The sequence below is a fragment of the Simplicispira hankyongi genome (genome assembly GCF_003570885.1).
Taxonomy (GTDB): domain Bacteria; phylum Pseudomonadota; class Gammaproteobacteria; order Burkholderiales; family Burkholderiaceae_C; genus Simplicispira; species Simplicispira hankyongi.
Genome location: NZ_QXJC01000001.1, coordinates 1,384,672 through 1,397,674 on the forward strand (window position 1 = coordinate 1,384,672; position 13,003 = coordinate 1,397,674).

Genomic DNA, 13,003 nt, shown 5'->3' on the forward strand with positions numbered 1-13,003 from the left:
ATAGTGTCCGGTTAGCGAAATGAAACATCTTTTGAACCTTTTGGCCGCCGTGGCCTTGCTCGTGTGGGGCACCCAACTGGTGCGCACGGGCATTTTGCGTGTGTTTGGGGCGAGTCTGCGCCAGCTCATTGCGCACAGCGTGCGCACGCCGCTCGCCGCCGCCCTCTCGGGTGTCGGGGTCACGGCGCTGGTGCAGTCGAGCACGGCGACCGCGCTGATTGTTTCGGCCTTTGTGGGCCAGGGGCTGATGGGCCTGGCGGCGGCGCTGGCCGTCATGCTGGGGGCTGATGTGGGCACCAGCGCCATGGCGGTGCTGTTCTCGCTGGATCTTTCCTGGCTCTCGCCGCTGTTCATCTTCGTCGGCGTGGTGCTCTACGTCTCGCGCCAGGACACCACGGCGGGCCGCGTGGGCCGCGTGTGCATCGGCCTGGGGCTGATGCTGCTGGCGCTGCGGCTGATCAACGATTCGGCCACCGAGCTGACCCGCTCGGAGACAGTGCGCACCCTGCTGGGCGCGCTGACCAGCGACATCATGCTGGAGATCACGGTGGGGGCGATTCTCTCCATCGTGTCGTATTCCAGCCTGGCAACCGTGCTGCTGACCGCCACCCTGGTCGGCCCGGGCGGTGTGCCCGCCATCGTCGGCCTGGGGCTGGTGGTGGGCGCCAACCTGGGCAGCGGCCTGCTGGCGGTGATCACCACCATGCGCTCCAGCGTGGAGACACGCCAGGTGCCGCTGGGGAACCTGATTTTCAAGATCCTCGGCGTGATCGTCATGGCGCCTTTGGCGGCCCCCTGGCTGCTCTACGCCCGCCCGCACATTCCCAGCGACGCGGCGCTGGTGGTGCTGTACCACCTGGTCTTCAATGTCGTCATGGCGCTGGTGTGCATTGCCTTTACCAAACCAGTCGCCAGCCTGGTCGAGCGCCTATTGCCGCGTGAGCAGGCCAACCCGACCGACACGCGCCCGCGCCACCTCGACAATTCGGCACTGGCCACGCCGTCGCTCGCCATTTCGTGCGCCGCGCGCGAAGCGCTGCACCTGGCCGATGTGGTGGAGACCATGCTGCAGGGCATCCACACGGTAATCCGCACGGCCGACCTCAAGCTGTCGCAGGATTTGCGCAAGCTCGACGACACGGTCGATGGCCTGTATTCGGATATCAAGTACTACATGACCAAGATCTCGCGCGAAGCGCTGGACGAGCGCGAGGGGCGGCGCTGGGCAGACATCATGGGCTTCACCATCAACATGGAGCAGGTGGGCGACATCATTGAGCGCATCCTGATCGACATCGAGGACAAGAAGATCAAGCGCGGGCTCAAATTTTCCGAGGCCGGCATGGAGGAAATCAACGACCTGCACGCACGCCTGCTCGACAACCTGCGCCTGGCGATGAGCGTGTTCCTCAACGGCACCGTACGCGACGCCAAGAAACTGCTGGAAGAAAAAACCCGCTTTCGCGAGCTGGAACGCGACTACGCTGCCGCGCACCTGGTGCGCCTGCAAGACCGTTCTGTGCCCAGCATGGAAACCAGCTCGCTGCACATTGATCTGATCAGCGATTTCAAGCGCATCAACTCGCTGCTGTGCTCGGTGGCCTACTCCGTCCTGGAGCATGACAACGCGCTGGCGCCCAAGCGGCCGCACGCGGGCAGCGGCGCGGCCTGAGCAGGCTGCGGCGCACAGCGCCTCAGCGGCGCGTCAAAGTGATGGGTTTTGTCGCTGCTTGCGCGGGCGAACCCGGCTTGGGCCCGCAACCGCCGCAGTCGCTGCACGCCGAAGAGCAGGACGGCGCCTTGCCCAGTTCCGGCCGGATGGCCGCTAGGCGCCGGCGCAAGGCGCCGGGCATCAGGTACCAGAGGGCGTACACCACGGCCACCAGCACGGCAGCGTTCACTGCAAGGTTCTGCCACATCTTTACGCTCCCATCGCCAGGGCGATTCGGTAGGTGATGAAACTGCCCGCATAGGCCAGGGCAAAGAGGTAGACCGTCATGACCAGCGCCAGGCGCGACGAGCCGGTTTCGCGCCGCACGGTGGCCAGGGTCGAGAGGCACTGCGGCGCGAAAATGAACCACACCAGGAGCGAGAGCGCCGTGGCCAGCGTCCACTGCTGTGCGATCAGCGGGCCCAGTTGCGCGGCAGTGTCATCCCCTGTGGCCGAGAGCGCATACACCGTGCCCAGCGAGCTGACCACCACCTCGCGCGCCGCCATGCCGGGCACCAGGGCCACGGCAATCTGCCAGGTAAAGCCTATGGGTGCAAAAACCACTTCCAGCAGCGAGCCGATACGGCCCACCAGGCTGTACGCAATGGCCGGCCCGGCGCTGCCTGCCGGCGCCGCCGGGTAGGTGGAGAGAAACCACAGCAGGATGGTGAGCGAGAGAATGATGCCGCCCACGCGGCGCAGGAAGATGCGCGCACGCTCCAGCAGGCCCACCGCGAGGTTGCGCACGCTCGGCCAGCGGTAGGCGGGCAGCTCCATGATGAGCGGGGTGGGCGCCAGCTTGCCGCGCCAGAGCTTGAGCACCCAGGCCACGGCCATGGCGCTGACAATGCCGCCCACATACAGCGCAAACATCACCAGGCCCTGCAGGTTGAACACTCCCGCCACGGTTTTCGAGGGGATGAACGCGGCAATCAGCAGCGCGTACACCGGCAGGCGCGCCGAGCAGGTCATGAGCGGGGCGATCATGATGGTGACCAGGCGCTCGCGCCAGTGCGTGATGGTGCGTGTCGCCATGATGCCGGGCACGGCGCAGGCAAAACTCGAGAGCAGCGGAATGAAGGAGCGGCCAGACAGGCCCACCGTGCCCATCACGCGGTCGAGCAGGAAAGCGGCGCGCGGCAGGTAGCCCGAATCTTCCAGCGCCAGGATGAAGAAGAACAGGATCAGGATTTGCGGCAAAAACACCAGCACGCCGCCCGCCCCGGCAATGATGCCGTTGACCAGCAGGCTGCGCAGCGCACCTTCGGCCATGTGCGCCGACACCCACTGGCCAAGGCCGTCCACCACGCCATTGATCGCGTCCATGGGCACCTGCGCCCAACTGAACACCGCCTGGAACATGAGGAACATGGTGGCCGCCAGCAGCAGCATGCCCCACAGTGGGTGCAGCACCACGCGGTCAATGGCGTCGTCGCGCCGCAGCAGACCTTCGGGCTCGGTCACGGCCAGGCGCATGATGCGCTGCACCTCGACCTGGGTTTGCAGCACCTGCTCCAGGCCGTGCGGCTCCCAGGGCTGGGGTTTGGTCTCGGCCGCGGGGCGCCAGCCATCAAGAAAACGCAGCAACTCGGCGGCGCCGCCCTTCTGGATGCCCACCGTTTCCACCACCGGCATGCCCAGCTCGGCCTGCAGCCGCTCACGGTCGATGCGGATACCGGCGCTGCGGGCGGCGTCGCTCATGTTCAGCGCCAGCACCATGGGCACCCGCATGGCCCGGGTTTCGAGCACCATGCGCAGGCCCAGTTGCAGGTTGGCGGCGTTGACGACGCAAACCAGCAGATCCGGCAGCGCCTCGCCAGCACGCTTGCCGGTAACGACGTCGCGCGTCACGCTCTCGTCCGCGCTGAGCGCATTGAGGCTGTAGGCACCCGGCAGATCCAGCACCCGCAGGCGCCGGCCGGAAGGGGTGAGCAGCACGCCTTCCTTGCGGTCGACGGTGACGCCGGCGTAGTTGGCGACCTTCTGGCGACTGCCAGTGAGCAGGTTGAACAGCGCGGTTTTGCCGCTGTTGGGGTGGCCCAGCAGCGCCAGTTGGTCAGGCGCAAGGCCGGCTGGCACGCCTGGGGAGGACATCGATGCCGTCATACCGGCTCAGTCAGCGCAGCGGGCGGCATGGCCCCCACCCGCACCAGCGCAGCTTCGCGCCGGCGCAGGGCAAAGGTGCTGCGCCCGACACGCACCGCGAGCGGATCGCCACCGCCCATGGAACGGGCCATGACGCTGATGCGCTGACCCGGCAGAAAGCCGATTTCCACCAGGCGCAGCAAGACATCGTGGTCTTGCGGCTCGGCGTTCATGTTCAGGCCCTGCACCCAGGCGTCGGTGCGCAGCGGCAGGTCTGCCAGGCTGCATTCGACAGCGGCGCGGGTGGCCGCATTGTTGGGAGGCATTTGGCTCACGGCAAATCTTTGGGAAAGACAATAGGAATAGTTCTCATTTTATAAAGTTCCGGGCAAAAGCGGGAGGTTTTTCAGCAAATAGGCGGCGAAAACACCAGAGTTTGCGTTGGCGCAAAGCGTTGGAGTCTCACAACGTGCGCCGCGCCACACGGCCGTGACAGCGCGCGCAGGCCGCGCCGTGTAGGCTCCTGCCATGCAGCAGACACCCTCGGCAGAGTCCACGGCACTTCCCGACCTACCACCCACACCGTCCCCCCCGAAAACTGCGCTGTGGTTCATGCTGCTGGCGCTGCTGTCGGCCTTTGCGCTGAGCCAGGCCTACCGTACCGTTACCGCCATCATGGCCACCGGCCTGCGGCACGACTTTGGCCTGACCCCAGCGTCGCTGGGCGCGTTTGCCGGCCTGTTTGGCCTGTCGTTCGGTGTTGCGCAGTTTTTCATGGGCATCGGCATGGATGTGGTCGGCCTGCGCCGCACCGTGCTGAGCGCGTTCCCGCTGACCATCGTCGGCGCGGCGCTCTCGGCCTGGGCGCCCGGTTACCCGTGGCTGATGCTGGGGCAATTGTTGATTGGCGTGGGCTGCGCACCGGCGTTTCTGGCCTGCACCGTGTTCATCGCCCGGCATTTCCCCAGCGCACGCTTTGCCTTCGTGTCGGGCATTGCCATGGGCGTGGGTGGGCTGGGGCTGCTGTTTACGGGAACGCCGCTGGCCTGGCTGGTGCAGCGCGCAGGCTGGCGCAGCGGGTTCGTGCTGCTGGCCGTGCTGTCGGCGCTGGCCTGGCTGCTGATCTGGCGCCGCGTGCACGAGCCAGCCCTTGCCGGCCCGCCGCCTGAGCGCGAACACTGGCGCACGGCGGTGCGGCGCTTTGGCGCGCTGTTTGTGCTGCCGCACACGCTGGGCATCCTGCTGCTGGGCATGGTGGCCTACGCGTCGTTTCTGGCGCTGCGCGGCCTGTGGATCGGGCCGATGCTGATCGAGCGCTACGGTTTCACCCTGGTGGGCGCAGGGAACATGGCGGTGGCCATGTCGCTGATTTCGCTCTTCAGCCCGGCCCTGTTTGGCCGCATCGACCCTGGGCCGACCCGCAGACGCCGCTGGGTGGTGAATTTCTCGCTCGGCATCTCGGTGCTGTACCTGGGCGTGGGCCTGGCGCAGCAGGTGGTGCTGAACCTGGCACTGGTGCTGGCGATTTCGGTGCTGTCGGGCTATTCGGTGCTGCTGTACTCCGATGTGCGCTCGTCCTACCCGAGCGACTTGACGGGGCGGGCGCTGTCGGTCTTCACCATGGCGATGTTCCTGGGTGTGGGACTGATGCAGTCGCTTACCGGCTGGGTCGCCGGTTGGGCGCAAGGCCACGGGGTCGAGCCCTACCGCGCCGTGATGACCACGATTGCCGTAGCGCTGGCACTGGGCTCGACGGCGTTTCGCTACCTGCCAGAGTCGCCGCTGCTGCATCAGCACAGCCCGCAGGAGGCGGGGCACGGAAAAAATTAGCACGAAAATTGGCGTTAGCGCTTATCCCTATTGCCTAGACCGCTATCGAAACAAGAGTTCTACAGCCGCGACAGCACAAGCCAGCCCCACGGTGTAGGCTTCAAGACAGCACCCTATGTCCGCTCCTCAAATGACTCCGCCAACGCCGCAAGGCCCTTGCCCACCCATTGCGGCGCCAGTGCTGGCACGGCGCTGGGTGATGTTGATCGCGCTGATTGCAGGGTTTTCGCTGAGCCAGGCGTTTCGCACCGTGACCGCCATCATCGCCACCGGGCTGCAGGGCGAGTTTGGCCTCTCGCCGCAAGCCTTGGGGCTGTTTGCCGGCGCCTTTGCGTTTGCCTTTGGCGGCATGCAGATGTTCATGGGCATCGGCATCGACCTGTATGGCGTGCGGCGCACGGTGCTGGCGGCGTCTCCGCTGACCATCGTGGGCGCACTGTTGTCGGCCCTGGCACCGGGCTATGGCGCAGTGCTGCTGGGCCAGGTGCTGATTGGCCTGGGCTGCGCGCCGGCGTTCTTGGTGTGCACGGTGTTCGTTGCGCGCTATTTCGAGCCGCGGAAGTTTGCGTTTGTTTCGGGCCTGGCGATGGGGCTGGGCGGCCTGGGCATGCTGTTTACTGGCACGCCGCTGGCGTGGCTGGTGGCAGAGTGGTCCTGGCGCGCGGGTTTTCTGGTGCTGGCGGGCCTGGCCGTGCTGGCCTGGCTGCTGATTGCCTGGCTGGTGCACGAACCCGAGGGCGCTGGGCACGGCGCGCCGCCGGGCGAATCGGTGGCCGTGGCGGTGCGCAGCTATGGCGCGCTGTTTCTGCTGCCGCACACCGTGGGCATTTTGCTGTTGTCGCTGGTGACCTATGCCGGCTTCCTGACGCTGCGGGGCCTGTGGCTGGGGCCGGTGCTGATCGAGCGCCACCATTTCAGCCTGGTGGCCAGCGGCAACGTGGCGCTGCTGGTGTCGCTGATCTCCCTGGTGGGCCCGGCCTTGTTTGGGCGCGCGGACCCTGGCCCGCAGCGCCGTCGCGGCTGGATCATCGGGTTGACGCTGCTGGTGGGCGCGATCTTCGCCGCCATGGCGCTGGTGCAGCACAGCTGGGTGGATGTCGGCGGCGCGCTGCTGGTGGGCTTCCTGTCGGGCTACATCGTGCTGCAGTACGCCGACGTGCGTTCGGCCTACCCGCCCGCGCTGACCGGGCGGGCCATGGCGGTGTTCACCATGGCCATGTTTCTGGGCGTGGCGCTGGCGCAGTGGCTGACCGGTGTGGCGGCTGCGGTGGCGCAAGACCATGGCGTGGAGCCGTACCGGGCGGTGTTCGGCCTGCTTGCAGCGCTGCTGGTGGCCGGGGCACTGGCGTTCTGGCTATTGCCGGCGCCGCCGGCCACGCGGGCCTGACGCGCCACCCGGAAGACTTCTCGCTACGATCTGACACTCTGGTTGATTCCCCATACGCTCACCCATCCCCATGCGCCAAGCCATCCTGAACCTCGAAGAATCCAAAATCCGTGAAGTGGCCAATGCCGGCATGGGGCGCGGCGACGTGCTGCCGTTCTGGTTCGGCGAAAGCGACGAGGGCACGCCCGAGGCGGTGCGCGCGGCGGCGATTGCATCGCTGCAAGCGGGCGAGACCTTTTATTCGCACAACCTGGGGCTGCCCGAGTTGCGCCAGGCCGTGGCCGATTACGCCAGTCGGCTGCACGGCCCGGTGGCAGCGGAGCGCATCGCCATCACCTCGGGCGGCGTCAATGCGCTCATGCTGGCGATGCAGGCGCTGATCGATGCAGGCGACGAGGTGGTGGCCGTCACCCCGGTGTGGCCCAACCTCACGGCGCAGCCGCTGATTCTGGGCGCACGCCTGCGCTGCGTGGCGCTGCAACCCCAGGCGGACGGCGCCTGGACGCTCGATCTGCCCGCGCTGCTGGAGGCCATCACGCCCCAGACCCGGCTGCTGGTGGTCAACGCCCCCAACAACCCCACGGGCTGGACGCTCTCGCGCGCCGAGCAGCAGGCCATCCTGGCGCGCTGTCGCGAGACCGGCACCTGGATTCTGTCGGATGAGGTGTACGAGCGCCTGTACTACGCCGGGGGCTCGGCCCTGGGCGCGGCGCCGTCGTTCCTCGACATCGCCGATGCACACGACCGGCTGGTGGTGGTGCAGAGCTTTTCCAAGTCCTTCCTGATGACCGGCTGGCGCCTGGGCTGGCTGACGATGCCCGCGGCCATGACGCCGCAGATGGGCAAGCTGCTGGAGTTCAACACCTCGTGCGCTCCCGTTTTCGTGCAGCGCGCCGCCTTGACCGCCCTTGCGCAGACCGAGGCCATCACACCGCGCATCGTGGCCCACCTCAAGGGCTGCCGCGATACGCTGGTGCCGCTCTTGCAAGCCGTTCCCGACGTGCAAACGAGCAGCGCGCCGGGTGGCATGTACGCCTTTTTGCGCATTGCCGGCCACAGCGATTCGCTGCAGCTTGCCAAGCGCCTGGTGGCCGAGGCCGGCCTGGGCCTGGCCCCCGGCATTGCCTTCGGCCCCGAAGCAGAGGGCTGGCTGCGCTGGTGCTTTGCTTCTAAGGACGTGGGCCGGTTGGCGCAGGGTGTGCAGCGGCTGGAGCGCTGGCTGGCGGCGCAGCGCTGACATCCGCCATCCTGTGCATTTGGCCGTTTCTCAGCGCCATTACATGGCCTGCGTGCCGTACAGCCAGGGCAGGTCCAGCAAGCGCGGCCCCAAGGTGCGCAGCGCCGCGTCGCGCCCCCAGCGCAGCACCCCGGTGGCATGGAAGATGCGGCCATTGCGCGCCGAGCGCGCCTGCACGCGGGCGTTGCGTTGCCAGCGGTTGAGCGCGTAGCGGCGCAGGCGCAGGGAAACCTCCACGTCGTGCATGGCGAGCGCGCGCTGCAACTCGGCCGCATCCTCGATCGCCATCCCCGCGCCCTGGGCCAGGTAGGGGCGCATGGGATGGGCGGCGTCGCCCAGCAGAGCCACCAGCCCGCGTGCCATGTCCGTCGGCCCCGCCACCGGCGGCCGGTCGCACAGCGGCCACAGGCGCCACTGGCCCCGGCTGTGGGCGACGGCGCCGATGGCGTCCTGCAGCGCGCTGCAGGTGCCGGCCAAGGCCGCTTGCAAATCGGCGGCCTGGGCGCTGTGGTCCCAGTCTTGCAGGTCGTCGGGCGCCTCGCCGTGCACGATGACCACCAGGTTCTGCAGCTCGCCCCGGCGCACCGGGTACTGCACCGCATGCAGGTTGGGGCCCAGCCAGGCGGTGATCTGTGATGTGCGCATGCGCTTTGGCAAGCCCCCTTGCGGCACCAGCGCGCGGTAGGCCAGGTGGCCCGAAAAACGCGGCCGCCCATCGCCCAGCAACTGGGCACGCACCGTGCTCCACAAGCCGTCTGCGCCGACCAAGGCGTCGCCTTCGATCTCGCGGCCCCGGGCGGTGCGCACCTGGACCACGTTGTCGTCTCCCTCGGCAAAGCGGTCGATGGCAACCCCCGCGTGCAAGTGCAGCGACGGTTGCTTCAACAGCGCTTCGAGCAAGAGCGCATGCAGGTCGGCGCGGTGCACGGTGCCATAGGCGGCGCCGTAGCGTGCAATGGCCGCGGCGCCCAGATCCAGCTCGGCCAGTGCTTGCCCGCTGAGCGCACTGCGCACCTGCAGGCGCTCAGGGAACGCCGCCACCGCCTGAAACGGCTTTTGCAGCCCCCAGGCCTGCAGGCAGCGCACGCTGTTGGGCCCCAGCTGAATGCCGGCACCCACTTCGCTGAAGACCGGCGCGCGCTCGTACAAGCGCACATCCCATCCGGCATGGGTGGCCGCCAGCGCAGCCGCCAGCCCCCCAATGCCGCCACCCGCCACGAGAAGCTGTTCGCTCATGCGCGGCGCCCACGCACTCGGGCCACCTGGCACGCCGCCACGCCCGCCGCTGTGCCTGCCACCGCCTCAAACTTCCAGCAACTGGCCGAGCACGAAGGGCAGGATGCCCCCGGCCTGGTAGTAGTCGATCTCGATGGGGGTGTCGATCCGCAGCGTCACCAGCACCTCCTTGCGCGAGCCGTCAGCCCGGTGGATCACCAGGCGCGTGTCGCTGCGCGGCGTGAGCGCCGGGTCGGGCAGGACGTCGATGCGCTCGCTCCCTTCCAGCCCGAGCGACTCCCACGAATCGTCACCCTTGAACTGCAGCGGCAGCACGCCCATGCCGACCAGATTGGAGCGGTGGATGCGCTCGAAACTGCGCGCCACCACGGCCTTGATGCCCAAGAGCTGCGTGCCCTTGGCCGCCCAGTCGCGGCTCGAACCCGTGCCGTACTCTTCGCCGGCAAAGACCACGGTGGGTGTCGCCTCCGCCATGTACTGCATGGCAGCGTCGAAGATGAACATCTTGGAGCCTTGCAGCGGGCCGTCGTTCTGGTAGAGCGTAATGCCGCCCTCCTCGCGCGAGCCATCCGCCGTGGGCGGCACCATCAGGTTCTTGATGCGCACGTTGGCAAAGGTGCCGCGCATCATCACGTCGTGGTTGCCACGGCGCGAACCGTAGCTGTTGAAGTCCTGCTTCATCACGCCGTGCTGCAGCAGCCACTGCCCGGCCGCCGAACTTTCCTTGATGGAGCCGGCGGGCGAGATGTGGTCGGTGGTGATGGAGTCGCCAAACAGCGCCATGATGCGCGCTCCCAGTACGCTGGGAAGTTTTGGATCATTTTGGCCTCTAGCGCTTGCTGCACCTGACTTGTTTGCTCCGTTTTTTGCAATGAAATCGGCAAAGAACGGCGGTTCGGCAATGTAGGTGCTCTTGGGCCACTCGTAGGTCATGCCGGTGCCGCCGTTGATGCGCTCCCAGAGCTTGCCCGGCTCGCCGGCAATGCGCGCGTAGTTTTCGCGGAAGGCCTTGCCCTTCATGGCGTACTTCATCAGCGCCTGCACTTCGTCGCTGGTGGGCCAGATATCGCCCAGGTACACATCCTTGCCGCCCTTGCCCTGGCCCACGGGTTCGGTCATCAGGTCGGTAAGCACCGTGCCGGCAATGGCGTAGGCCACGACCAGCGGCGGGCTGGCCAGGAAGTTGGCCTTGATGTTGGGGTGGATGCGCGCCTCGAAATTGCGGTTGCCCGAGAGCACGGCGGAGCAGACCAGGTCGTTGTGCGTGATCACTTCGTTGAGCTCGGTGGTGAGGTCGCCGGAGTTGCCAATGCAGGTGGTGCAGCCATAACCGACCACGTCGAAACCGAGCTTTTGCAGGTACGGCAGCAGGCCGGTTTCCGTAAGGTACTCGGTGACGATGCGCGAACCCGGAGCCAGCGAGGTCTTGATATGCGGCTTGACTTTGAGCCCTGCCTTCACCGCCTTCTTGGCCAGCAGGCCCGCCGCCAGCAAGACGCTGGGGTTGGAGGTGTTGGTGCAGCTGGTGATGGCAGCAATCAACACGTCGCCGTTGCCTACCGTGACATCGGACGCGCGCGCCCCCGTGGTATGGGTTTCCGAGTGCGCGGCAGCGAGCGTCGGCTTGTTGGCCTCCATCTCCAGCAGATGGCGCGGGGCGCCATCGGGCGTGGGTGTCTCTTGCGGCGTTGGCTCGCCACCCACTTGCTCACCCGAATGAATATGGAACCGCGTGTGCAGCGACTCGGCGGGGCGGTTGAAGCCGGCCTGGGCATTGGGCTTGCTGAACAAATCGGCGAACTGCGTGCTGAGTTTGCCCAGTTCGATACGGTCTTGTGGGCGCTTGGGGCCGGCCACACTGGGCGTGACGCTGCCAAGGTCCAGGTGCACGACTTCCGAGTAATCGATCTCGCCAGCCTTGGGCACACCAAACAGGCCCTGGGCACGGAAATAGGCCTCGAACGCCTCGATCTCGGTCTTGGTGCGGCCCGTACCGCGGAAGTATTCGACGGTTTTCTCGTCCACCGGGAACAAGCCCATGGTGGCGCCGTATTCAGGCGACATATTGCCGATGGTGGCGCGGTCAGGAACGGAGAGTGAGCGCGTGCCCTCGCCAAAATACTCGACGAATTTGCCCACCACTTTGTGGCTGCGCATCAGCTCAGTCACCGTGAGCACCAGATCGGTGGCGGTAACGCCTTCGCGCAACTTTCCGGTGAGTTCCACGCCGACCACGTCGGGCGTGAGCATGTAGAGCGGCTGGCCCAGCATGGCCGCCTCGGCTTCGATACCGCCCACGCCCCAGCCGACCACGCCAATGCCGTTGATCATGGTGGTGTGGCTGTCGGTGCCCACCAGGGTATCGGGGTAGTACACCTTGTCTTTGCTCTTGTGCACGCCGCGCGCCAGGTATTCAAGATTGACCTGGTGGACGATGCCAAAACCCGGCGGCACGACGCCCAGCGTGTCAAACGCCTGCATGCCCCATTTCATGAATTCGTAGCGCTCGCGGTTGCGCTGGAATTCGAGCTTCATATTCAGGTCGAGCGCGCTTTTCTTGCCGTAGTAGTCGACCATGATGGAGTGGTCCACCACCAGGTCTACCGGGACGAGCGGCTGAATCTTGCGGGCGCTTTTGCCGCACTGCACGGCAGCACTGCGCATGGCAGCCAGATCCACCAGCAGCGGCACGCCGGTGAAATCCTGCAGCACGACGCGCGAGACGACAAACGGGATTTCTTCGGTGCGCGGCGCCTGGGGAGCCCACTGCGCAAGCTCCATCACGTGCTCGGGAGACACCTTGCGGCCGTCGCAATTGCGCAGCACCGATTCGAGCACGATGCGAATAGAGATCGGCAGGCGCTTGATACCCGGATATTGGCGCGCCAGCGCAGGCAGGGAATAGAACTGCCCCTCTTTGCCCGAAGCCGTCTTGAATCGCTTAAGCGTGGAAGCAAAAGCATGTCGTGCGGGGCGTGGGGTTGCTGAGGCCATGGCGCTAACTCCTGAAATGCGGTGATGGGGCCATTCTGGCATCCTCCCGCGACGCTGCAATGGTCAAAGCTACCGCAGGGGCACTTTGCGCACAGGACGCGGCCCTTGCGAAGCCAGTTTTTTTGTTTTCAGAAAGGCGACCAGTTCACGGTCCGAGCGACGGATGTGCAGCGACAACCAATCCCGCATCAGGCTCGACAGCTGAGATGCCACAGTGATGCTGCCCGCTTCCTGCTTTTCTGCCAGCGCCATAAGCTCGGCAATAATTTGTTTGTGTTTTTTGCAGTGCCCCATAAGCGCAGGGAAAGCACTGCTCTCCATCAACTGCTCTTCCCTGGAAAAATGCTGCTGGGTATAGGTGATGAGCCGCACCATCACACCGGCCACCACCGCCTGCCCTTGGCCCTGGCTGGTGGCAGTGTGCAGCTCATTGACCAGTCCCACCAGTTGGCGATGGTCCGCATCGATCTGGCCATGATCGATCTCCAAGTCAGGCCCCCATTCAAAATATGCCACGCTGCTT

Annotated in this window: 10 protein-coding genes; 4 read left to right on the forward strand and 6 right to left on the reverse strand. The window is 66.3% G+C overall.

Going from position 1 to position 13,003, the window contains the following annotated elements; genetic code table 11:
• Nucleotides 1-19: 19 nt before the first annotated feature.
• Nucleotides 20-1,672 (forward strand): Na/Pi cotransporter family protein, encoded by a 1,653-nt coding sequence (locus tag D3F03_RS06415; RefSeq protein ID WP_119108445.1) that lies wholly within the window; start codon nt 20-22, stop codon nt 1,670-1,672.
• Between the two features lie 22 nt (nt 1,673-1,694).
• On the opposite strand, the gene D3F03_RS06420 is transcribed toward D3F03_RS06415, so the two are convergent.
• The 3 genes from D3F03_RS06420 to D3F03_RS06430 are packed head-to-tail and all read right to left on the reverse strand — an operon-like array spanning nt 1,695 to nt 4,122.
• Nucleotides 1,695-1,919, reverse strand: coding sequence for a hypothetical protein (locus tag D3F03_RS06420; protein ID WP_119108446.1), 225 nt, complete (start codon nt 1,917-1,919; stop codon nt 1,695-1,697).
• 2 nt (nt 1,920-1,921) lie between these two features.
• Entirely contained in the window at nt 1,922-3,817 is a 1,896-nt protein-coding gene (gene feoB, locus D3F03_RS06425; RefSeq protein WP_119108447.1) for a ferrous iron transporter B, read from the reverse strand.
• Nucleotides 3,814-4,122 carry a FeoA family protein gene (locus D3F03_RS06430; protein ID WP_119108448.1) on the reverse strand — a complete coding sequence of 103 codons (309 nt, stop codon included), beginning with the start codon at nt 4,120-4,122 and terminating at the stop codon, nt 3,814-3,816. The genes feoB and D3F03_RS06430 overlap by 4 nt, the downstream gene beginning before the upstream one ends.
• A gap of 202 nt (nt 4,123-4,324) precedes the next feature.
• On the opposite strand from D3F03_RS06430, the gene D3F03_RS06435 reads away from it, so the two are divergent.
• From D3F03_RS06435 to D3F03_RS06445, 3 genes are all read left to right on the forward strand, one after another.
• Nucleotides 4,325-5,626, forward strand: a complete 1,302-nt coding sequence (locus tag D3F03_RS06435) for an MFS transporter (protein WP_119108449.1) — start codon at nt 4,325-4,327, stop codon at nt 5,624-5,626.
• Nucleotides 5,627-5,741: 115 nt separating this feature from the next.
• Nucleotides 5,742-7,013, forward strand: a complete 1,272-nt coding sequence (locus tag D3F03_RS06440; RefSeq protein WP_425453083.1) for an MFS transporter — start codon at nt 5,742-5,744, stop codon at nt 7,011-7,013.
• Between the two features lie 70 nt (nt 7,014-7,083).
• Nucleotides 7,084-8,250 carry a pyridoxal phosphate-dependent aminotransferase gene (locus D3F03_RS06445; RefSeq protein WP_119108450.1) on the forward strand — a complete coding sequence of 389 codons (1,167 nt, stop codon included), beginning with the start codon at nt 7,084-7,086 and terminating at the stop codon, nt 8,248-8,250.
• 39 nt (nt 8,251-8,289) lie between these two features.
• Here D3F03_RS06445 and D3F03_RS06450 read toward each other — a convergent pair whose 3' ends face one another.
• The 3 genes from D3F03_RS06450 to D3F03_RS06460 form a co-directional block, all read right to left on the reverse strand.
• The gene (locus tag D3F03_RS06450; protein WP_119108451.1) at nt 8,290-9,486 is read right to left on the reverse strand and encodes an FAD-dependent monooxygenase; all 1,197 of its coding nucleotides are present in this window, start codon (nt 9,484-9,486) and stop codon (nt 8,290-8,292) included.
• Nucleotides 9,487-9,552: 66 nt separating this feature from the next.
• On the reverse strand, nt 9,553-12,480 hold the full coding sequence (locus tag D3F03_RS06455; protein WP_119108452.1) for an aconitate hydratase: 2,928 nt from the start codon (nt 12,478-12,480) through the stop codon (nt 9,553-9,555).
• Nucleotides 12,481-12,549: 69 nt separating this feature from the next.
• Nucleotides 12,550-12,996: a bacteriohemerythrin gene (locus D3F03_RS06460; RefSeq protein WP_119108453.1), complete on the reverse strand. Its 447-nt coding sequence runs from the start codon at nt 12,994-12,996 to the stop codon at nt 12,550-12,552.
• Nucleotides 12,997-13,003 lie beyond the last annotated feature (7 nt).